This is a genomic window from Streptomyces sp. KL116D (assembly GCF_030766975.1).
Classification (GTDB): Bacteria; Actinomycetota; Actinomycetes; order Streptomycetales; family Streptomycetaceae; genus Streptomyces; species Streptomyces longispororuber_A.
The window spans coordinates 125,388-144,293 of sequence record NZ_JASERH010000149.1 but is presented as its reverse complement, the minus strand read 5'-3'; the positions used below and the strand labels follow the sequence as shown (position 1 = coordinate 144,293).

Sequence of the window (18,906 nt, the reverse complement as noted above, 5' to 3'; positions counted from 1 at the left end):
ACGCCGGCGAGCGAGTGGACGAGCTCGGTTGTGGATCCGGCGGACACGTCGATCAACCCGCCCCACAGATCCGGGTGTTCCAGCGCGACAACCCGTCCCAGACCCCACAGGGCTTCCCGCGCGGGGTCGCCGGGGCGCTCGTCGGCCGGGTGACCTGGACGTCCTCGGTGAGGCACCACATGGGGAGCCGTCGAGGCCCGAGTCGGTGAACGCCTGGGCGAGGCACGACGGTGTCGCCGAGCGACGGCAGGCCGAGCGGGGTACCGATGCCCGCGCCGCGCTCGTCGGCGGCGAGCAGGGACAGCACGCCGACGCGGTCCGCGCCCCGGGCGGCGTCGCGCAGGGTCCTCGTCAGGTCCGCCCGGTCCAGGCGGCGGCGCGGTCGGTGTTGTCAGCGTCGCCGGCGCGGTCGGCGCGATCGGTGCCGTCGGTGTCGAGCGCACGAGGTCCGCCACCGTCGCGCCGGCCGCTTCGAGGCGGTGCGCGCGGCGTCGGCGAGCGCTTCGGCTGCGCCTTCGTAGCGGACGACGAGCCAGTCGTGGAGGCCGTCGGCGGAGGGCCGCGGCGCGGGAGGGTGCGCTCCCAGTCGATGCGGTAGCGCAGCGCGTCGGCCGCGTCCCGCGCCGCCGCGCCGGGGCCGGTGGCGGTGGCGGTGTCCGGGGCGGGCTCCCACCAGAAGCGCTCGGGTTCGAACGGCGAGGTGGGCAGCGGCACCGGGCGCGCGGGCACGCCGAGAACACCGAGTCCCAGCGGATCGGGGACGCCCGCGGCCCACGCCGCCCCGAGGGAGCGGGCGAAGTCCTCGGGACCGCCGTGGCCGCGGCGGACGGTGCCGACCGTGGTCGGTCCGCCCCCGCGGCCTCTGCCGGTCTCTCCCGACGGCGGTGGTGAGCACCGGGTGGGCGCTGAGTTCGACGAAGGTGCGGTGTCCCTGCTCCACGAGCGCCCGTACGGCGGGGGCGAAGCGGACGGTCTCGCTGGAGGTTGCGGAACCAGTACGCGAGTCGAGCGTGCCGGGCCGCGCCAGTCACCGGTCACCGTGGAGAAGAAGGGCACGGCGCCGGACAGCGGTTCGATCCGCCCGAGCTCCTCGTGCAGGGCGGTGCGGGCCTCGTCCATGTGCGCGGTGTGCGAGGCGTAGTCGACGGGCAGGCGCTCTGGCCCGTACGCCCTCGGCGTGCAGGGCGGCGACGAGGTGGTTCAGGTCGTCGTCGGGGCCCGCCACCACCACGGAGCGTCCGTTCAGCGCGGCGGTCTCCAACCGGCCTTCGTAGGCGGCGAGTCGGCCGGTCAGGTCGTCGGGGTGGTGGCGACGGCGACCATGCCGCCGTGTCCGCGCAGCCCGGCGATGACGCGGCTGCGGACGGCGACGAGGCGGGCCGCGTCGTCAAGGGAGAGGGCGCCGGCGACGCAGGCGGCCGCGATCTCGCCCTGGGAGTGCCCGATGACCGCGGCCGGCTCGACGCCGTGGGCCCGCCACAGCGACGCGAGGGAGACCATCACGGCGAACAGGACGGGCTGCACCACGTCGACGCGGTCGGTGGACAGGTCAGTGGCCAGGTCAGGGGACGGGTCGGTGTCGGGCGGCCGTCCGCGGCGGCGGCCTCCGCGCGCAGGAACGGCAGGACGCGGAAGTCCAGGTGCGGCTCCAGGGCCGCGGCGCACTCGTCGAGGGCGCGGGCGAAGACCGGTGCGGTGTCGTAGAGCCGGACCGCCATGCCCGCCCACTGCCAGCCCTGGCCGGGGAAGACGAAGACGGGCGAGGACTGCGCCGGGCCGCGGCCACGTGCGGCGTCCAGCGGTGCGCCGTCGGCCAGCGCGTCGAGCGCGGTGAGCGCGTCGGCGGGTCCCGCCGGGACGAACGCGGCGCGGTGGCGGGCCGCCGCCCGGGTGGTGGCCAGCGAGAACGCCACGTCGGTCGTGGTGAGTTCGGGGTGGGCGCGCAGGTGCGCGGCGAGGCGGCCGGCCTGGGTGCGCAGTGCGGTCGCGCTGTGCGCCGACACGGTCCACGGCACCACTACGGCGGGGGTGCCGGGGGCGTCGTCCGCCGTGCGGGCGGCCGGTTCCTGCTCCGGGCCGCCTCGACGATGGCGTGGGCGTTGGTGCCGCTGATGCCGAACGACGAGACGCCGGCCCGGCGGGGGCCGGGTCCCGCGGGCCAGGCCATGGGTTCGGTGGGCAGGCGTACGTCGCCCTGCGACCAGTCGATCTCCGTGGCGGGGCGGTCGGCGTGCAGGGTCGGCGGGAGGGTGCCGTGACGCATCGCGAGGAGCATCTTGATGACGCCGGTGACGCCGGCGGCGGCCTGGGTGTGCCCGATGTTGGACTTCACCGAGCCCAGCCACAGCGGCCGGCCGGCGGGCCGGTCCGTGCCGTACGTCTCGATGACGGCGCGGGCCTCGATCGGTCGCCGAGCCGGGTGCCGGTGCCGTGCGCCTCGACGAGCGTCGACGTCGGCCGGGGCGAGTCCGGCCTCGGTGAGCGCCTGCCGGATCACCCGGCCTGGGCGCGGCCGTTGGGCGCGGAGAGGCCGTTGCTCGCGCCGTCCTGGTTGACGGCCACGGCGCGGATCAGGCCCACGACGGGGTGGCCGAGGCGCCGGGCGTCGGAGAGCCGTTCCAGCAGGAGCACGCCTGGCGCCCTCGGCCATCCCGAGCCGTCGGCGTCGGCGGAGAACGCCTTGCAGCGGCCGTCGGGGGCGAGCCGCGCCGAGCCGGCTGAAGTCGACGAGCATGCCGGGCGTCGGCATCACGGTCGCGCCGCCGGCGAGTGGCCAGGTCCGTCTCCCCGCGCGCAGGGAGCGGCAGGCGAGCTGGAGGGCCACGAGCGAGGACGAGCAGGCCGTGTCGACGGTGACGGCCGGGCCCTCCAGGCCGCAGGGTGTAGGCGATGCGCCCGGAGGCGACGCTGGTGGTGGTGCCGGTCACGAGGTAGCCGCCGACGTCCGCGCCGCCGTCGGCCATGCGGGGCCCGTACTCCTGGGCGATGACGCCGGTGAACACTCCGGTGCGGCTGCCGCGCACCGCCTCGGGGAGAGACCGGCGCGTTCGACGGCCTCCCAGCTGACTTCAGGAGGAGCCGCTGCTGCGGGTCCATGGCGAGGGCCTCGCGGGGCGAGATGCCGAAGAACTCCGTCGAAGTCGGTGGCGTCGTGCAGGAATCCGCCGGACCGCTGGCGCACCGTGCCCGGCCGGGTAGGGGTCCGGCGGGCGAGCGCCTCCAGGTCCCAGCCGCGATTGGTGGGCAGGCCCGCCACGGCGTCCCGGCCGTCCGAGAGCAGCTCCCAGAACTGCTCGGGGTGCGTACGCCGCCGGGCAGCCGCACGGCCATGGCGACGACCGCGACGAGGGTTCGTCCGGCGTGGGCCCGGCGCCCGGTTCCCCCTCGTGCCGGGCGGGCTCGGCGTCCGGTGCGGGGTGCTGGGCGCGCGGGCGCAGCGGTCGTACAGCGCGTCGGTGAGGGCGTGCGGGGTGGGATGGTCGAAGAGGGTGGCGATCGCGATGTCCTGGCCGATGGCCGCCGCGAGCCGGCCGCGCAGCTGTACGGCGAGGACGGAGTCGAGGCCGAGTTCGGCGAAGGTGCGGTCGCGGTCCGCGGGCTGTGTGCCGGCCCCGGTGGGCGCGCCGGTCACGGCGGCGGTCTCCGCGTCGACGAGGCGGGCCAGCCGCTGCCGTATCTCGTGCTCGGGCGCGTCCGGCGGAAGAGCCCCGGCCGGCCGGAGCCCGTGGACGGTGCGGCGGTGGCCGGCGGGTCGGGCAGCGGGGCGGCCAGATCCTCGTCGACGCCGGGGAAGGCGGCCGTCCAGTCGACCTCCACGCCGTGGGCGTACGCCTCCGCCGCCGCGGTCAGGAAGCGCCGCAGCCCGCCCTGGCCGCGCGCAGCAGCGTGGGCAGGACGGCGTGTTCCGCGCCCGCCGCGTCGAGGGTCTGCCGGACGGCGGCCGCGAGGACGGGGTGCGGGCTCACCTCGACGAAGACGCCCGCCCGGTCGGCGGCGCAGGTCCGCACCGAGCGCTCGAACAGGACCCGGTTGCGGAAGTTCTCGCACCAGTAGTCCGCGGTCAGTTCGCGGGTGTCGACGGCGGTGCCGGTGAGGCTGGAGTAGAAGGGGACGCTGCCCCCGCCCGGTGCGAACTCAGCCGAGGGCGGCGCGCAGTCCGCCCACGACGTCGTCCATCTGCGGGGAGTGCGCGGCCATCGCGACGCCGATCACCTGGGCGCGGACGCCTTCGGCGGTCAGCTCCGCCACGCAGCGCTCGATCGGGGCGGTCGCCCCGGCGAGCAGCACGGAGCGGGGGCCGTTGATCCCGGCCAGGACGAGGTCCGGGCCCCAGGAGGCGAGCGCGGTGCGATCTCGTCGGCGGGCAGGGCGATCGACGCCATGTCCCCGTTGCCGACGAGCGGCACGAGTTCCTTGCTCCACTGCGCCACCGCGCGGGCGCCGTCGGCGAGGTCCACGCTGCCCGCCGCGTGGGCGGCGGCGAGGTCGCCCATGCTGTGGCCGACGACGGCGTCGGGCCGGACGCCGAAGGAGCGCCACAGTTCGGCGAGGCGGCGCTCACCGCGTAGAGGGCGGGCTGCACGACCTCGACCCTGGGGGTGCCACCGGGGGCGGCGGCGGTGTCGAGCGCCTCGGTCAGCGACCAGCCGGACTCGGCGGCGAAGACCTCGGCGCAGCGGGCGATCGCGTCGGCGAACACCGTTGACTCGTCGACGAGTTCGCGCAGCATGCCGGGCCACTGGGAGCTCCTGGCCCGGGTAGACGAAGGCTGACGGGTGCGGGGGCGTCGGCCGCTCCGCGCGCGACCGCGGGAGTGCGGGCTGCCGTCGGCTGACGGCGGCCAGGGCGTCGAGGAGTTCCGCGCGGGTGGCGCCGACGAGCACGGCCCGGTGCGGCAGGCGCCGGTCGTGGCGGGCGAGCGCGGCGCCGAACGCGCGCGTCGACGCCGAGGTCCGGATGTGCGCGGAGGTGGTCGGCGAGCCGGCCCGCCCAGGCCCGCAGCATGCCGTCGTCGGCGCCCGACAGGACCCACGGCCTGGCTGCCCCTTCAACAGCTGCGGAATGGTTCTTACCGTGCCGGGGACTGCCGTTCACACCTGACTCCTAGTCTTCCGCGCATTACCAGGGAGTGGGCCTCCGCAAGACCTGGCCGACGGGGTGCGCGCATCACGGAAATATCAATCAACCGTGCGTCATAAACGCTCTACTACCGTTTATCAGCGGCCAGTTGAACGTACACCAGCCCACCTCACCGGCCAAGAAGTCTTTGCTTCACAAACCTGCCGCAATTTCGAGACTTCGCAGGTCACGGCGGTCGGCAAGGTGATGGTGCCCATACGAATCCCAGCGACCGGACATCAATCCTCAAGCTGCCCTGTAGTTGAGCTCAACTGGTGTGCGCGAGGATATGCCGGAACCGATTTCGGCCGGTCGCGAACGGCGACGGCAACTCCTGGACAGCGGCAACCAATTGAAGGGTCGGTGAGCCTTGCTACCCGCGCAAAAAGCCCACACGCTTACCTCTGCCGAGGCGCCCGACGGCCGGGGAGTTCTGGCCGAACGGCTGCCTTCGCTCACCGGGCTGAGGTTCTTCGCCGCGTTTCTGGTGTTCCTCTGCCATGCGCTCAGCCAGTTCAATCCGCAGACGGACTCCGTCTCGCACGACGTGGCGTACTTCCTGCTGCCGGCCGGTCCGGTCGGCGTCTCCTTCTTCTTCGTGCTGAGCGGTTTCGTCCTGACGTACGCGGCCCGGCCGGGCGACACGGTGCGGCGCTTCTGGCGGCGCCGCGTGGTGAGATCTATCCGAGCCACGTCGTGACCTGGTCGGCCGGTCTGGTCGTGGCCTGGGTGACCGGCGCCGTCGTGACCACGTCGACGACCGCCGCCGCCCTGCTGCTCGTCCAGGCCTGGTGGCCGGACATGATCCTCACCGCCACGGTCAGCGATCTCGTGGACGCTCGCCTGCGAGCTCTTCTTCTACCTGCTGTTCCCGTTCGCTGTACCGCTGCGCCGGCTGCCGCGGCAGCGGCCGTGGCCGGCCGCGGGGATCCTGGTGGCCCTGGTCACGCGCCGTACCGCACCTGGCCAAGCTGCTGCCCGGCGAGCCCATGCCGCTGGCCGGGTGGACGCTGACGCAGTTCTGGCTGGTCTACACGGCGCCTCCCGTGCGGCTCCTGGAGTTCGCGCTCGGCATCGTGCTCGCGCTCCTCGTCCGCGAGGGGATGTGGCCGCTGCTCAGCGTCAAGCTCGCCGCCGCCCTGTGCGTGGCCGGCTACGCGGTGGCCGGCGATCACCACGATGGTCACCGAACTGCCCCACCTGTGGGCGATGTCGAGCGCCACCGTCGTCCCGCTGGCCGTGCTCATCGCCACGGCCGCCCGGCGCGACCGGGAGAACCCGCCGTCCTGGCCCGCCGTCCGCGCCTGGTGCGCCTCGTGAACTCTCCTTCGCCTTCTACCTCGTGCACCACATGATCCTGACGGCGTTCTTCGCCGCGCTGCCGGACGACGTCCGGCCGGGTCTCGCCCACCCTGACCGGCATGGCGGTCGTGCGCTGTTCTTCGTCTGCTGGGGCGCCGCCTGGCTGCCGCACACCGGCGTCGAGCTGCCCGCCATGCGCCGCTGGAGCCGCCCGCGGGCGGCCTCCCGAGGATCCGACACGCCCCACCCGGCACCCGGGCACTCCGCGCCCCTCACCGGCGAAAGGACACCATGAACCAGCCGCACCTGCCCGAGGTCCTCGACCAGAGCAGCGAGCTCTTCCACACCGACCAGTACGCGACGTACCGGGACATCCTCGAACAGCGTCCCGTCACCAAGGTGCGCTTCTACGACGGCTCGTCCGTCTGGCTCGTGAACCGCTACGACGACGTGCGCGCGGCCTGAGCGACGACCGGCTAGAGCAACGATCCGACGAAGCAGTCGGACGTCGACCTGTCGGCGGCCACCGGCATCCCGGCCGACTTGGTCGAGTACTTCCAGCGGAACATGTTCCGCAGCGACGAGCCGGACCACGGCCGGCTGCGCAAGCTGGTCTCGGGAGTTCACGATGCGGCGCATCAACGCGCGCTGCGGCCGCGGATCCGGGAGATAGCCGAGGACCTGGTGGCGAAGTTCGCCGCCGCGGCGGCGGCGGCGACCTGGTGGGCGCGCTCGCCCGCCCGCTGCCGCTGACCGTCAGTGTGCGAACTGCTCGGCGTGCCCGAGGAGGACCGCACCGACTTCAGACCTGGTCCCAGCACGTCGTCGAGAGCAGCGGAGTTCGCCGAGCGCAACGCCGTCTCGTACCGCAGCCTCTTCGAGTGCATCCGCTCGCTGATCCGGCGGCGCCGCGACGAGCCGGGCGACGACCTGCTGTCGGCCCTGGTCGAGCTGCGCGACTCCGGGGACCGGCTGTCGAGGACGAGCTGATCTCCACGGCGTTCCTGCTGCTGGTGGCCGGCATCGAGACCACGGTCAACGTGCTGGGCACCGGGTCGTTCCTGCTCCTCGACCACCCGGACCAGCTGGCCCGGCTGCGCGCGGACGAGGGCCTCGCTTGGATCCACCGTCGAGGAGATCCTGCGCTACATGGCGCCCATCGAGATGACGAGCCGGCGCACCCTGGAGCCCGTCGAGATCGGCGGGCAGTCCATCGACGCGCAGAGCACGGTCCTGATCAGCATGGCGGCGGCCAGCCGCGGTCCGGCCCGGTTCCCCGACCCGCAGTCCTTCCGGGTCGACCGCAACGACGGCAGCCACCTCACCTTCGGCCACGGCATCCACTACTGCCTGGGCGCCGCGCTGGCGCGCGCGGAGGCCGAGGTCTTCTTCGACGTGCTCCTGACGCGCTTCCCGTCGCTGGAGCTCGCCGTCGACGCAGCGCCGAGCTGACGTGGCGTGCACAGTCTTCATGCGGGGTCCGCTCGAACTGCCCGTCCGCTGGCGGTGACCCCGTGAAGCGTGCCCTCACCGATCTCGCGCTCTTCGGCGGCCCGGAGGCCTTCCTGCGCCCGCTCATGGTGGGCGTGCCCACCATCGGCGACCGGGCACGGTTCCTGGCCCGCCTCGAATGGGCCCTGGACAGCGACTGGCTGACCAACGGCGGCCCGCTGACCACGGAGCTGGAGGGCCGCATCGCCGACCTGGCCGGCGTGCGGTACTGCGTCGCCACGTGCAACGCGACCGCGGCGCTCCAACTGGTGCTGCGGGCCTCGGGGTGACGGACAGGTCATCATGCCGTCGCTGACGTTCGCGGCGACGCCCCACGCGGCGGCCTGGGTGGGGCTCGAGCCGGTGTTCTGCGACGTCGACCCTGGTCACCGGCTGCCCCGACCCGGCGCGCGTCGCGGAGCTCGTCACGCCCGACACCGGCGCCGTCCTCGAGCGCGACCACCTGTGCCGGACGGCCCCGTCATCGAGCTGGAGAAGCTGGCCGCCGAGCACGGCGTGAAGCTGTTCTTCGGCGCCGCGCGCACGCCTTCGGCTGCACCGCCGGCGACCGGCCCGTGCTGGCGGCTTCGGCGACGCGTGGAGGCAGTGTTCATGGCCTGCACGCCACCAAGACGGTCGCATGGCGCGTTCGAGGGCGGCGCGGTGACCGCCGACGACGGCGAGAGCTCGCCGAACGGCTGGTGGCCCTGCGCAACTTCGGCATCGACCGGACCGGGTCGGTGACCGCCAGATCAGCGCATGAACGCCAAGATGAGCGAGGCCTCGGCCGCCATGCGAAAGCCTCACCTCTCTCGACGCCTTCGAGCGGACCCGCGAGCGCAACCGGGAGCAGAACCACGCCCTCTACACCTCGGAGCTGCGCGACGTCCGGCATCGAGGTGCTGGCCTTCGACGAGCACGAGCGCAACAACCACCAGTACACTGATCCTGCGCACCGACCGCGCCGTCACCGGTCTGCACCGCGACCGGCTGCGCAGGCTGCTGAGGCCGAGAAGGTCTTCCCCCGGCTGTACTTCTCGCCGCCCTGCCACCTGATGCCCGCCTACCGGACCGATCCCCCGCTCCGGCTCGAGCACACCGAGCGCCTGTCCGAGCAGGTGCTCGCGCTGCCCACCGGCCTCGGTGTCCTCCGAGGACATCCGCCGGGTGTGCAGCATCATCCGGCTCGCCGCCGAGCGCGGCGAGCAGATCGAGAGCGATGTGGGCGCAGGCAGTGCCCGCATGAGCGCCATCGGTCCGACGTCCGACCCGGAGGTAACAGTTCTCGTGGACACCGCCCAAGCGGTCACGCCCGCGCAGGCGATCGAAGACGTGGCACGTCCCGGCGGCGACCGCGCCGCGGCGATCCGCGCCCTGCGCTCCCGCCTCGCCGAGATCGAGCGACACCGGAGAGCGCGGGAGCGCGCCGAGCACCTCGTCGACCTGGCCGTGCGCTGCGGCTCCCATCGTTCACCACCCTGGAGCAGGCCCGGCACCTGCTGGGCGTGGACCGAGGCGGCCTTCGCGACGCTGCTCGGCCACTTCCACCGCGTCCCCGAACTCGGCACGGCCAGTCGAGCGGGGCCCGAGAAGTACTGGACCACCACCATCCTGCCGCTGGAACGGACGGGCGCCCTCGACGCGGTGGTGCACGGCCGCCCGGCGTTCTGCAGCGTCGGCCGCGACTCTGCCGGGCCGACCTGCATGTTCCGCCGCCACTCCTGCGACGATCGCGTCGCGGGCGCCCGCTACGGCGCCGCGTGCACTGGACGCCGGCAGCGCCATGTTCGCCTCCGTCATCGACGAGGTGCCCGACACCCAGCCGTCCACGGTGTACTTCTCCGGCGGCCTCGAACCGCTCGCCCAACCCCGGCCTCGGTGAACTGGCGGCGCGCGCGGGCACGCGCCTCGACAGCGATCGCTCTACACCAACGCGTTCGCCCTCACCGACCGCACCCTGGAGCGCCGGAGCCGGCACTGTGGTCGCCGCACGCGATCCGCACCTCGCTGTACGGCCTGAACGTGACACGGAGTGCGAGGCCACCACGGCCAAGCCGCGCGCCTTCGGGCGGGTCAGCGCCAACCTGGGGCGTTCATGGCGCAGCGCGAGCGGCGCGACGCCGCGGTGCGGCTCGGCCTCAACTACATCATCCTGCCGGAAAGCGCGGGCCGCGACCGGCTCATGGACCTGGTGGACTTCGTGGCCGACCTGAACGAGCACGCCCCCGGCCGGCTCCCTGGACTCTCGTGACGGTCCGCGAGGACTACTAGCAGCGTGCCGATGCGGACGGCGCGCTCGCCGAGGCCGAGCGCGCCCGGCTGCGCGACGCGCTGCGACTTCACCGCTGCACGCGAAGGAGCGCACCCCCGCGCTCCACATCGATCTGTAGCGCCCTGGAGAGCCTGCTGCAGCGGCGTGGACACCAGGCTGCTGCGGATCACGCCGCAGACCATGCGCGCCGCGCACGCGCAGGTCGCCGTGCAGCGACCTGCTGGGCACGACGTCTACCTGTACCGCGAGTCGGGGTTCCCCGAACTCGCGGGCGCGGACACGCTACATCGCGGGGCGCGTCACGCCGGACAAGAGCCTGCACGACGTGGTCCGTGAGTCTCGTCGAGCGCCATCCGCACATCGAGCCGCGGCCCGGCGACGAGTACTTCCTCGACGGTTTCGACCAGGCCGTGACGGCCCGCCTGAACCAGAGATGGAGCAGGTGATCATCGCCGACGGCAGGAGGCGCACCGCCTGCTGGGCGCGGCCACCGGGCGTGACCGCGCCGCGCGGCCTCAGCGGGTCGCGACCCGCTCCGCCAGGGCGGAGGCCACGTCCTGTGCGCTCGGCGCGGGCCTCGGCGCGCAGTGCGCGGGCCCGTCCAGTGAACGCGGGTCGGCCAGCACCCGGGCCAGCGGCGCCGCGGAGCTCCTCGGCGCTCACCTCGCCCTCCCAGCCCAGGTGCAGGCCGGCAGCCCGCGGCGCCGTCTGCAGCGCGCGCAGGACGGAGTCCCACAGGTACGGCACTGCGCGACCTGCGGCACCCCGTGTAGTAGAGGGCCGTGGACCAGTGCCGTTGCGCCGCCGTGGTGGACGACGGCGGAGCAGCCCTCCAGGAGCACGTCCATCGGGGCGGAGTCGACGACCCGGACGTTCTCCGGCAGCGCCCGGCCTTCGCCAGGGCGGCGGCGTCGGCGGTGACGACGAGTTCGGCGTCGACCTCGGCGAGGACCGTCAGATAGCGGTGGAAGACCTCCGCGGCGGTGAAGCCGCTCCCGGTCGACGGTGGTCACGCACACCCGGCGCCGCGGCCCCGGCTCCTTCAGCCAGTCGGGCACGACGGCCCGGCCGTTGTACGGCAGGTACCGCAGTCCCTCGGCCGGCAGCCCCAGGTCGAGCCGGAAGCGCTCCGGCAGCATGTCGACCGAGAACTGGCCGACCACCAGCTCCTCGTCGTACGCCACCCCGTGGCGTCCGGCGGCCTCGGTCAGCCAGTCGCGCAGCGGGTCGGGGCGCTGCTCCGCGGGCCGTTCGGCGAGCGCCTTCACGAACTCCTGGCGGAAGTGGGCGTTCAGGTCGCTGGCGCTGAGCACCCGGGCGTGGGCGGCGCCGCAGGCCCGGGCGGCGATCGCCCCGGCGAACGTGTACGGCTCCCACAGGACCAGGTCCGGCTGCCACGCGCGGGCGAACCCGACGAGGTCCCGGACGAACGACTCGTCGTTGATCACCGAGTAGAAGTAGGGCACGGACAGGTCGTAGAGGTTGAACAGGTAGTCCCAGTCGAAGTCCTCGGGGCGGGACAGGTCGATGTCGGCGGAGTACTTCTGCAGCTCCGCGCCCTTCTCCTGCATCGCTTCGAGCAGCCGGTGGTCGTCGCCGACCGGCACGGCGGTCAGTCCGGCCCCGGTGATCGCGTCGGCGAAACCGGGCTGGCTGGCCACCCGCACGTCGTGCCCCGCGGCACGCAGGGCCCCCGCGAGCGGCACGAAGCCATGGAAGTGCGAGGTGTGCGCGAAGGCCGCGATGAGCACACGCATGAACAACTCCCCCAAAGATCCAGGCAATTGACGAACAGTGGCCGATTGTGCCGCGCCGCCCCGGCCCTGAACACGGACAGCGGTCCGCGCTGGACCCGCAGCCGAGCGCCCCTTGAGCGACGCCACGACGACACGCACCACGAAGGCCACGCGCCGTGCGGGCCACCCGACATGAAGAGAGGCACTGCCATGACCGGTCCCCTGTCCCCCGGCGCCGGGCGGGACGCGTCCCGCCGACCGCTGGTCGTCGTCCTGGGTGCCTCCGGGTACATCGGTTCCGCCGTGCTGCGGGAGCTGTCCCGCCGGCGGATCCGGCTGCGGGCGGTGGCCCGCGGCCCGTTCGCCGCACCGGCGGGCGGCCCGGCGGTCACCGAGGTGGTGCGGGCCGACCTGACCGAGGAGGGGGCCGTCGCCGCCGCGGTCGACGGCGCCGACGCGGTGATCCATCTGGTCGCCCACATGACGGGCCGCGGTGCGTGGCGGTCCGCCGCGTCGGACCCCGCGGCGGAGCGGGTGAACGTGGGCCTGGTACGGGACGTGCTCGCGGCCTGCGCGGCGCCGCCCGGCGGCGGGCCCGGCCCGGTCGTGCTGCTGGCCGGCACCAACCAGGCGGCGGACGGCGGCGGCCCGCAGCGCAGCGCGTACGCCCGGCACAAGGCGGCGGCCGAGCGGCTGTTGCTCGACGCCACGGCCCGGGGCACCGTCCGCGGTCTCGCGCTGCGGCTGCCCACCACGGTCGGCAGCGAGGCGGGGGTGGCGCCCTCGATGGCCCGCCGGGCCCTGGCCGGCGAGCCGCTCACCCTGTGGCACGACGGCAGCGTGCGGCGCGAGTTCCTCGACGTGGCCGACGCCGCCCGCGCCTTCGCCCTCGCGCTCGACCACGCGGCGGACCTCGACGGCCGTGCCTGCGCGGTGGGCGGCCACGCCGTCGCGCTCGGCGACCTGTTCCGGGCCATCGCCGACAGCGCGGCGCAGCACACCGGGGGCCCGCCCGTCCCGGTGCTCTCGGTGGAGCCGCCCGCGTACGCGGAGACCGGCGACTTCCGTGACCTGGACGTGGACTCCTCTCTGTTCCGCGACGTGACGGGGTGGCGGCCCGAGGTGCCGCTGCGCCGGGCCGTCGACAGTGTCGTCGCGGCGTCGGCGACCGCGTCAGCGCCGGGCCGCGGCGCGGACGGCCTCGACCAGCCGGGCCTGCTCCACCAGGGCGTCGCCCGCGAGGGGTGACGGGACCGGCGCGCCCGACCGGACGCCCTCGACGAAGTCCGTCACCACGGTGCGGAACTGGTCGTGCGGGGGCACGGTCAACTCCTCGCGGGCGCCGTCCCGTTCGAGGTGGATCACGGCGGGGTGGTCCGCGGGCGGCGTATAGGCGCGGGGCACGGTGATGCGGCCCTCGGAGCCGGTGAGCTCGTACCGGCCGCGGTAGGCGTGCCGCAGGCCGAAGGCGACCTGGGCCACCGTGCCGTCGGCCGCCGTGAGCAGCGCCGCCCCGTCGGTGTCGACGCCGGTGTGCGGGTCCGGGCCGAGGTGTGCGCCGGCCACGTCGAGGCCGGGTCCGAGGTAGCGCAGGGCGGTGCGCAGGGGGTAGCCGCCGATGCCGGTGAGCGCGCCGCCGTCGAGGTCGCGGCGGTGGCGGATGTCGTCGGCCGGTTTGCCGGGGATGGTGAACTCGGCGGTCAGGGACCGGAGTCGGCCGATCCGTCCGGCGGCGAGCAGATCGTCGACCAGCCGGTGCTGGGGGTGGCACAGGAACATGTAGTTCTCAAACAGCACGCGGCCGCGGTCCCGGGCGAGGTCCCGCAGCTCCGCCGCCTCCCGGGCGCTGCCCGTCATCGGCTTCTCGCACAGGACGTGCTTGTCCTGCCGCAGGGCGCGCCGGGCCCAGTCGGCGGTGAGGGAGGGCGGCAGCGGGACGTAGACGGCGTCCACGTCGGACCGGTCGAGGACGGCCTCGTACCCCGTCACCGGTTCGCCGCCGAACCGCCCGGTGAACGCGGCGGCCTTGGCCGGGTCCCGGCTGCCGACCGCCACGACGTCCACCGAGGGATGGGCGGCGAGCGCGGGGAGCATCCGCCGCCAGGCGATGTCCGCGCAGCCCAGGACGCCCATCCGGACCCGCTCCACGACCCGCTCCCCCGCTCTCCCGCTAGCCCAGGGCGCTCTCGACGAGGTCGGCGGCCCGCCGGGTCCCGCCCTCGGCGAGCAGTTCGGCGCGCAGCTCGGCGGAGCGGCGCCGGACCTCCGGGTCACCCGTGAGCTCCAGGAGCGCGGTGCGCAGCGCGTCGGCGGTGGCGTCGGCGGTGTCGATGCGCCGGGCCACGCCGAGCGCGACGAGCTGGTCGGCGTTGCCGAACTGCTCGGCGCCCTGCGGTACGGCGATCATCGGCACGCCGGTGTACAGCCCTTCGCTGCTCCCGCCCATCCCGGCGTGGGTGACGAAGGCGTCGGCCTGCTCCAGGATCGCCAGCTGCGGCACCCAGTTGTGGACCTCGACGTTCGCGGGGACGTCGCCCAGTTCCGCGGCGTCGGTCTGCTTGCCGATCTGGAGGACGACGTGCCAGCCGGCCAGGTCCCCGAAGGCGGCCAGGCACTGGCGGTAGAACTCGACCTGGTGGGTGTAGGCGGAGCCGAGGGAGACCAGCAGTACGTTCTCCGCGTCGGCGGGGCGGGTCCAGCCGCCCTGGTCGGAGCGGTCCCCGAGGCACGGGCCGACGAAGGTCACCACGTCGGTGTCGACCTGGTCGGCGTTGGGCTGCATGGCCTTCGTGATCAGGGCGACGGTGCGGGCGGGCATGCCGCTGAACGCGTCGACGTCCAGCGTGGTCGCCCCGTTCCCGGCCAGCCAGGAAGCGAACTTCTCCCGGTACGCGTCCGCGCCCGGCAGTTTCATCAGCTGGTCGCCGACCTGCTCCTGGTAGCCCTTCCACGCGACGAACGTCGGGGAGAGCTGGACGAGGGGGCGGCCCTGCGACTCGGCGAGCGCCCGGCCCGCGTAGGACCCGATGTCGTACAGGTAGAGGTCGGCGGGGTCCTCGTCGTAGTGCGCGTGCAGCTGGGTGAGCGTCTGCACCGCGTCGTCGAGGAAGAGGGTCATCGCCGCGATCGGGTCCGTCGGCCAGTTGTTGTCGGCGACGGGGAGGGTGGTGGTGACGGGGACGAATTCGGCACCGGTGGCGGTGATCAGGTCGGCGACGACGGGGTCGGCGGCGTACGTCACCCGGTGTCCTCGCGCGACGAGTTCACGGATGACCTCGATGCCGGGCAGAACGTGGCTGACGATGGGGCTGCCGACCATCGCGATGTGGTGACGGGGCATGACTGAGTACTCTTTTCGGTGCTACGGCGTATTCGCAGACACTAACCACAGCCGTCGATTCCCGAGAAGTGCCGCCGACAACAGCCGAAAACCACCGGATCTTGTCCGATTCCCAGCGGCCACTCGCCTCACCTGCGCAAAAGGCTCTGCTAAGGTCTTTTGTGTGATTCTCACTTTCGCCGCCGCAGGCTTCTACTACATCTGACGCCGTCCGACGGGCAGTTCTGCTCCGGGCGTTCCCAGGCACGGCCGTACCGCTTCTCCAGCGGTCTTCCGGCGATCCTCCAGTGGTTCTCGAGCGGTGCTCCACTGCGGTTCGAGCCTGCCTCCCTCCCGTTCGAGCAGTGTGCCCGCTCCGGTCGATTCTGCGGACCTACGGACGAAACGGCGTGCGAATCCATGCATGACTCCTCTTTCACGAATACGGCTGTCCACTCGACGGCGAACTCCGCTGCGTTCCAGGTGGTCCTGGACGACATCGGGCATTCCCGCGGCACCCGCCGCCTCCTTGACGGGGTGCACCAGTCGGTGGCCCTCGGTGAGCGCATCGGCGTCATCGGGGAGAACGGATCGGGCAAGACGACCCTGCTGCGGCTGATCGCGGGGGTCGACAAGCCCGACGACGGCCGGGTCCTGGTGCGGGCCCCGGGCGGCACCGGCTATCTGCCGCAGACCCCCGAGCTGGCGCCCGACGACACGGTGCGGGACGCCATCGACCACGCCCTGGCCGAACTGCGCGCCCTGGAGCGCGCGTTGCGCCGCTGCGAGGCGGCCATGGCCGAGGCGTCCGACGACGAACTGACGGACCTGCTCGCCGAGTACGGCGACCTCACGGAGGCGTTCGAGGCGCGGGACGGCTACGCGGCCGACGCCCGGGTGCGGGCGGCGATGCACGGCCTCGGTCTGGCGGCCGTGGACACCACGCGGCGGCTCGGCAGCCTGTCGGGCGGTGAGCAGGCCCGGCTCGGCCTGGCCTGCGTACTGGCGGCCGCACCGCAGTTGATGCTGCTCGACGAGCCCACGAACCACCTGGACCGGGCGGCCCTGGAGTGGCTGGAGGAGCATCTGCGCGCCCACCGCGGCAGCATCCTCGTCATCTCCCACGACCGGGTCTTCCTGGAGCGGGTGGCCACCGCGCTGTGGGACGTGGACGGCGAGCGGCGCACGGTCCACCGGCACGGCGGCGGCTACTCCGGCTACCTCAAGGCGAAGGCCGCGCTGCGGCTGCGCCGGGAGCAGCAGCACCAGGAGTGGCAGGAGGACCTGGCCAGGCAGCGCGAACTGACCCGGGCCGCGGCGAGCCACGCGGCGGCCGGGCCGCGGGCCAACGCCGACCGGACCAACGGCCGGCACCAGCGCAGCGTGGAGAAGCAGATCTCCGCGCGGGTGCGCAACGCGAAGGAGCGGCTGCGGCGCCTGGAGGAGAACCCGGTCCCCCGCCCGCCCCGGCCGATGCGCTTCGCGGCCCGCATCCAGGGCGGTGACGCGACGACGGGCGCCCCGGTGGCCGCCGGGCTGCACCGGGTCGAGGTGGCCGGGCGGCTGCACGTACCGGACTTCGAGGTGGGTCCGGGCGAGCGCGTCCTGATCACCGGGCCCAACGGGGCGGGGAAGTCGACCCTGTTGCGGGTGCTGGTCGGCGATCTGGAGCCGGACCGGGGCACCGCCGCCCGTCCGGAGCGCACCGGCTGGCTGCCGCAGGAGACGACGGTCACCGACCCGGACGCCAGTCTCCTGGACGCGTTCCGTGCGGGCCTGCCCGGTGACGTCGAGGGGCACCGCGGGGCGCTGCTCGGCCTGGGGCTGTTCCGGCCGTCGGACCTGGCGACGTCGGTGGCCGGGCTCTCCGTCGGCCAGCGCAGGCGGCTGGCCCTGGCCCGGCTGCTGCACGAGCCCGCCGACCTGCTGGTGCTCGACGAGCCGACGAACCACCTGTCGCCGGCGCTGGTGGAGGACCTCGAAGAGGCCCTGTCGCACTACCGGGGAGCGCTGGTCGTCGTCTCGCACGACCGGATGCTGGAGCGGCGGTTCACCGGGCGCACAGTGCGCCTGGAGAACGGATCGATCCGCGACTGACGCGGCTGTTCCGTCGTACCGCCCCGTGGGACGGTACGACGGAGCGATCACCCCCCAACTCGCCCGGGGGACACCGGCATCGCCGTGCACACGCTCCGGCTTTTCTGACCCACCGGCGAAAGGAACAGCCTTCTCATGGCCAAGGACGGATTCACCGATCCGCACATCGTCCCCCACGAGTCGGACCAGGAACGCGACGCGCGTGAGCGGCTCACGAAGCTTCTCGTCGACACCCCCATCCCGCCCCAGTACCTGATCGACAACCTGCCCGTCTATCTGCGCCGCCACCAGCTCGCCGACCTGCTCTCCATGGACGCGCTGTACCGGATGCTGCCCGAGGTCCCGGGCGTCGTCATGGAGTTCGGCGTGCTGCACGGCCGCCACCTGGCCACGCTGACGGCGCTGCGCAGCATCTACGAGCCGTACAACTCGCTGCGCCGCATCATCGGCTTCGACACGTTCACCGGGTTCCCTGACGACATCAAGGACGTGGACAAGGTCAGCACCAGTGCGGTCGCCGGCCGTTTCGCGGTGCCGGAGAACGAGGTCGACCACCTGCGCGAGGTGCTGGCGGCGCACGAGGCGTCCGAGCCGTTCGGGCACACGCAGCGCTCCTTCGTCGTCCAGGGTGACGTGCGCGAGACCGTTCCGCAGTACCTGGCGGACAATCCGGAGACGATCATCGCGCTGGCCTACTTCGACCTGGACCTCCACCAGCCCACGAAGGAGCTCCTGGAGGCGATCCGCCCGCACCTGACCAAGGGGAGCATCCTCGCGTTCGACGAGCTGGCCCACCCGAAGTGGCCCGGTGAGACGACCGCGCTGCGGGAGGTCTTCGGTCTGGACTGCGGTCCGCTGCGCCAGCTGCCCGGCCGCGAGCCGCCGGTCATCTACATGAAGTGGGGCGAGTGAGCCGGGTGACCATGACGGAACTCGCCATCGAGGGCGCCCACGCGTTCACGCCGGAGGTCTTTCCCGACCGGCGGGGCCTGTTCGTGACCACGTTCCAGCAGCCGCGGTTCACGGAGACGACCGGGCACGCGTTCCCCGTCGTCCAGACCTGCCAGAGCGAGTCGGCCCGCGGCGTGGTGCGCGGCGTGCACTTCACGGCGACGCCGCCGGGCATGGCCAAGCACGTGTACTGCGGGCGCGGCCGGGCGCTGGACTTCGTCGTCGACCTACGGGTGGGGTCGCCCACCTTCGGCACCTGGGACACGGTCGAGCTCGGCGCGGGAAGCTTCCGGTCGACGTACCTGCCGGTCGGCGTGGGCCATGCCTTCGTCGCGCTGGAGGACGACACCACGATGGTCTACCTCATGTCCGGGCCGTACGTGGCGGAGAACGAGCTCGCCGTCTCCCCGCTCGACCCGGAGCTGGCGCTGCCGCTCGCGCTGAACGGCGTGGAACCGGTGATGTCCGACCGTGACGTCGCGGCGCCCACCCTGGCGCAGGCGCTGGCGGCGGGCATCCTGCCGGACTACGAGACCTGCCGTGCGCTGGAGGCGGCGCTGTAACGGCCCGCCACCGCACGAACGTGACCGCCGGGGCAGCGCGCCCCGGCGGTCACGTGT

General features: G+C 73.5%; 28 protein-coding genes and 6 pseudogenes. 16 read left to right on the top strand and 18 right to left on the bottom strand.

Annotation, left to right across the window (positions count from 1 at the left end; translation table 11 throughout):
* Positions 1 to 52: 52 nt before the first annotated feature.
* The 13 genes and pseudogenes from RBJ77_RS58990 to RBJ77_RS58930 all read right to left on the bottom strand — a co-directional run bounded on the left by RBJ77_RS58990 (position 53) and on the right by RBJ77_RS58930 (position 4,729).
* Complete coding sequence (locus tag RBJ77_RS58990) at positions 53 to 307, bottom strand: hypothetical protein (protein WP_372352465.1); 255 nt, start codon at positions 305 to 307, stop codon at positions 53 to 55.
* 44 nt (positions 308 to 351) lie between these two features.
* Positions 352 to 1,119 (bottom strand): hypothetical protein, encoded by a 768-nt coding sequence (locus tag RBJ77_RS58985; RefSeq protein WP_372352464.1) that lies wholly within the window; start codon positions 1,117 to 1,119, stop codon positions 352 to 354.
* A gap of 171 nt (positions 1,120 to 1,290) precedes the next feature.
* Positions 1,291 to 1,527, bottom strand: a complete 237-nt coding sequence (locus RBJ77_RS58980; protein ID WP_372352463.1) for an acyltransferase domain-containing protein — start codon at positions 1,525 to 1,527, stop codon at positions 1,291 to 1,293.
* The gene (locus RBJ77_RS58975) at positions 1,500 to 2,003 is read right to left on the bottom strand and encodes an acyltransferase domain-containing protein (RefSeq protein ID WP_372352462.1); all 504 of its coding nucleotides are present in this window, start codon (positions 2,001 to 2,003) and stop codon (positions 1,500 to 1,502) included. Before RBJ77_RS58975 ends, RBJ77_RS58980 begins: the two co-directional genes overlap by 28 nt.
* 14 nt (positions 2,004 to 2,017) lie before the next feature.
* Positions 2,018 to 2,497, bottom strand: coding sequence for a ketoacyl-synthetase C-terminal extension domain-containing protein (locus RBJ77_RS58970; RefSeq protein ID WP_372352461.1), 480 nt, complete (start codon positions 2,495 to 2,497; stop codon positions 2,018 to 2,020).
* On the bottom strand, positions 2,494 to 2,631 hold the full coding sequence (locus RBJ77_RS58965; protein WP_372352489.1) for a hypothetical protein: 138 nt from the start codon (positions 2,629 to 2,631) through the stop codon (positions 2,494 to 2,496). The genes RBJ77_RS58970 and RBJ77_RS58965 overlap by 4 nt, the downstream gene beginning before the upstream one ends.
* A 30-nt stretch (positions 2,632 to 2,661) precedes the next feature.
* Positions 2,662 to 2,824 (bottom strand): annotated as a pseudogene (locus RBJ77_RS58960) (beta-ketoacyl synthase N-terminal-like domain-containing protein); the annotation flags it as partial.
* Positions 2,749 to 3,330, bottom strand: a complete 582-nt coding sequence (locus RBJ77_RS58955) for a beta-ketoacyl synthase N-terminal-like domain-containing protein (RefSeq protein ID WP_372352481.1) — start codon at positions 3,328 to 3,330, stop codon at positions 2,749 to 2,751. The gene RBJ77_RS58955 and the pseudogene RBJ77_RS58960, both read right to left, overlap by 76 nt.
* 127 nt (positions 3,331 to 3,457) lie before the next feature.
* Positions 3,458 to 3,631: pseudogene (locus RBJ77_RS58950) on the bottom strand (acyl carrier protein); the annotation flags it as partial.
* Complete coding sequence (locus RBJ77_RS58945; protein WP_372352460.1) at positions 3,628 to 3,816, bottom strand: hypothetical protein; 189 nt, start codon at positions 3,814 to 3,816, stop codon at positions 3,628 to 3,630. The gene RBJ77_RS58945 and the pseudogene RBJ77_RS58950, both read right to left, overlap by 4 nt.
* 29 nt (positions 3,817 to 3,845) lie before the next feature.
* Positions 3,846 to 4,079 (bottom strand): annotated as a pseudogene (locus RBJ77_RS58940) (acyltransferase domain-containing protein); the annotation flags it as partial.
* Between the two features lie 55 nt (positions 4,080 to 4,134).
* Positions 4,135 to 4,305 (bottom strand): acyltransferase domain-containing protein, encoded by a 171-nt coding sequence (locus tag RBJ77_RS58935; protein ID WP_372352480.1) that lies wholly within the window; start codon positions 4,303 to 4,305, stop codon positions 4,135 to 4,137.
* Positions 4,236 to 4,729, bottom strand: a pseudogene (locus tag RBJ77_RS58930) (acyltransferase domain-containing protein). The gene RBJ77_RS58935 and the pseudogene RBJ77_RS58930 overlap by 70 nt, the downstream one beginning before the upstream one ends.
* Positions 4,730 to 5,488: 759 nt before the next feature.
* Between RBJ77_RS58930 and RBJ77_RS58925 the strand changes: the two are divergent.
* Positions 5,489 to 5,818, top strand: coding sequence for an acyltransferase family protein (locus tag RBJ77_RS58925; RefSeq protein ID WP_372352459.1), 330 nt, complete (start codon positions 5,489 to 5,491; stop codon positions 5,816 to 5,818).
* On the opposite strand, the gene RBJ77_RS58920 is transcribed toward RBJ77_RS58925, so the two are convergent.
* Both RBJ77_RS58920 and RBJ77_RS58915 read right to left on the bottom strand, forming a co-directional pair.
* Positions 5,799 to 5,921, bottom strand: a complete 123-nt coding sequence (locus tag RBJ77_RS58920; protein WP_372352458.1) for a hypothetical protein — start codon at positions 5,919 to 5,921, stop codon at positions 5,799 to 5,801. The genes RBJ77_RS58925 and RBJ77_RS58920 overlap by 20 nt on opposite strands.
* 141 nt (positions 5,922 to 6,062) lie before the next feature.
* Positions 6,063 to 6,305, bottom strand: a complete 243-nt coding sequence (locus RBJ77_RS58915) for a hypothetical protein (RefSeq protein WP_372352196.1) — start codon at positions 6,303 to 6,305, stop codon at positions 6,063 to 6,065.
* On the opposite strand from RBJ77_RS58915, the gene RBJ77_RS58910 reads away from it, so the two are divergent.
* From RBJ77_RS58910 to RBJ77_RS58860, 11 genes and pseudogenes are all read left to right on the top strand, one after another.
* On the top strand, positions 6,298 to 6,438 hold the full coding sequence (locus RBJ77_RS58910; RefSeq protein WP_372352195.1) for a hypothetical protein: 141 nt from the start codon (positions 6,298 to 6,300) through the stop codon (positions 6,436 to 6,438). The two genes, RBJ77_RS58915 and RBJ77_RS58910, sit on opposite strands and share 8 nt — an antisense overlap.
* Before the next feature lie 31 nt (positions 6,439 to 6,469).
* Complete coding sequence (locus tag RBJ77_RS58905; RefSeq protein WP_372352457.1) at positions 6,470 to 6,715, top strand: hypothetical protein; 246 nt, start codon at positions 6,470 to 6,472, stop codon at positions 6,713 to 6,715.
* Positions 6,712 to 6,885: a hypothetical protein gene (locus RBJ77_RS58900; protein ID WP_372352456.1), complete on the top strand. Its 174-nt coding sequence runs from the start codon at positions 6,712 to 6,714 to the stop codon at positions 6,883 to 6,885. Before RBJ77_RS58905 ends, RBJ77_RS58900 begins: the two co-directional genes overlap by 4 nt.
* Before the next feature lie 78 nt (positions 6,886 to 6,963).
* Positions 6,964 to 7,173, top strand: a complete 210-nt coding sequence (locus RBJ77_RS58895) for a hypothetical protein (RefSeq protein WP_372352455.1) — start codon at positions 6,964 to 6,966, stop codon at positions 7,171 to 7,173.
* A gap of 6 nt (positions 7,174 to 7,179) precedes the next feature.
* A complete protein-coding gene (locus RBJ77_RS58890) occupies positions 7,180 to 7,410 on the top strand; it encodes a hypothetical protein (RefSeq protein ID WP_372352454.1) in 231 nt (76 codons plus the stop codon).
* A 144-nt stretch (positions 7,411 to 7,554) separates the two neighbouring features.
* Positions 7,555 to 7,872: pseudogene (locus RBJ77_RS58885) on the top strand (cytochrome P450); the annotation flags it as partial.
* 62 nt (positions 7,873 to 7,934) lie between these two features.
* On the top strand, positions 7,935 to 8,201 hold the full coding sequence (locus RBJ77_RS58880) for a DegT/DnrJ/EryC1/StrS family aminotransferase (protein WP_372352453.1): 267 nt from the start codon (positions 7,935 to 7,937) through the stop codon (positions 8,199 to 8,201).
* Positions 8,202 to 8,214: 13 nt separating this feature from the next.
* Positions 8,215 to 8,655, top strand: coding sequence for a DegT/DnrJ/EryC1/StrS family aminotransferase (locus RBJ77_RS58875; RefSeq protein ID WP_372352452.1), 441 nt, complete (start codon positions 8,215 to 8,217; stop codon positions 8,653 to 8,655).
* Positions 8,613 to 8,990: pseudogene (locus RBJ77_RS58870) on the top strand (hypothetical protein); the annotation flags it as partial. The gene RBJ77_RS58875 and the pseudogene RBJ77_RS58870, both read left to right, overlap by 43 nt.
* Before the next feature lie 1,016 nt (positions 8,991 to 10,006).
* The gene (locus RBJ77_RS58865) at positions 10,007 to 10,162 is read left to right on the top strand and encodes a hypothetical protein (RefSeq protein ID WP_372352451.1); all 156 of its coding nucleotides are present in this window, start codon (positions 10,007 to 10,009) and stop codon (positions 10,160 to 10,162) included.
* 165 nt (positions 10,163 to 10,327) lie between these two features.
* Positions 10,328 to 10,519 (top strand): hypothetical protein, encoded by a 192-nt coding sequence (locus RBJ77_RS58860; RefSeq protein WP_372352450.1) that lies wholly within the window; start codon positions 10,328 to 10,330, stop codon positions 10,517 to 10,519.
* Between the two features lie 323 nt (positions 10,520 to 10,842).
* On the opposite strand, the gene RBJ77_RS58855 is transcribed toward RBJ77_RS58860, so the two are convergent.
* Complete coding sequence (locus RBJ77_RS58855; RefSeq protein WP_372352449.1) at positions 10,843 to 11,940, bottom strand: nucleotide disphospho-sugar-binding domain-containing protein; 1,098 nt, start codon at positions 11,938 to 11,940, stop codon at positions 10,843 to 10,845.
* 189 nt (positions 11,941 to 12,129) lie between these two features.
* Between RBJ77_RS58855 and RBJ77_RS58850 the strand changes: the two genes are divergently transcribed.
* A complete protein-coding gene (locus RBJ77_RS58850; RefSeq protein ID WP_372352448.1) occupies positions 12,130 to 13,167 on the top strand; it encodes an NAD-dependent epimerase/dehydratase family protein in 1,038 nt (345 codons plus the stop codon).
* Here the strand turns inward: RBJ77_RS58850 and RBJ77_RS58845 are convergent.
* Positions 13,093 to 14,067 carry a Gfo/Idh/MocA family protein gene (locus RBJ77_RS58845; protein ID WP_372352447.1) on the bottom strand — a complete coding sequence of 325 codons (975 nt, stop codon included), beginning with the start codon at positions 14,065 to 14,067 and terminating at the stop codon, positions 13,093 to 13,095. The two genes, RBJ77_RS58850 and RBJ77_RS58845, sit on opposite strands and share 75 nt — an antisense overlap.
* 22 nt (positions 14,068 to 14,089) lie before the next feature.
* Positions 14,090 to 15,259: a macrolide family glycosyltransferase gene (locus RBJ77_RS58840; RefSeq protein ID WP_255978852.1), complete on the bottom strand. Its 1,170-nt coding sequence runs from the start codon at positions 15,257 to 15,259 to the stop codon at positions 14,090 to 14,092.
* A gap of 399 nt (positions 15,260 to 15,658) precedes the next feature.
* Here RBJ77_RS58840 and RBJ77_RS58835 point away from each other — a divergent pair, with 399 nt between their 5' ends.
* The 3 genes from RBJ77_RS58835 to RBJ77_RS58825 all read left to right on the top strand — a co-directional run bounded on the left by RBJ77_RS58835 (position 15,659) and on the right by RBJ77_RS58825 (position 18,849).
* Positions 15,659 to 17,335: a TlrC/CarA/OleB/SrmB family ABC-F type ribosomal protection protein gene (locus RBJ77_RS58835; protein ID WP_372352446.1), complete on the top strand. Its 1,677-nt coding sequence runs from the start codon at positions 15,659 to 15,661 to the stop codon at positions 17,333 to 17,335.
* Between the two features lie 135 nt (positions 17,336 to 17,470).
* Positions 17,471 to 18,247: a class I SAM-dependent methyltransferase gene (locus RBJ77_RS58830; RefSeq protein WP_255978856.1), complete on the top strand. Its 777-nt coding sequence runs from the start codon at positions 17,471 to 17,473 to the stop codon at positions 18,245 to 18,247.
* An 11-nt stretch (positions 18,248 to 18,258) separates the two neighbouring features.
* The gene (locus tag RBJ77_RS58825) at positions 18,259 to 18,849 is read left to right on the top strand and encodes a dTDP-4-dehydrorhamnose 3,5-epimerase family protein (RefSeq protein WP_305128589.1); all 591 of its coding nucleotides are present in this window, start codon (positions 18,259 to 18,261) and stop codon (positions 18,847 to 18,849) included.
* The last annotated feature ends 57 nt before the right edge of the window (positions 18,850 to 18,906 follow it).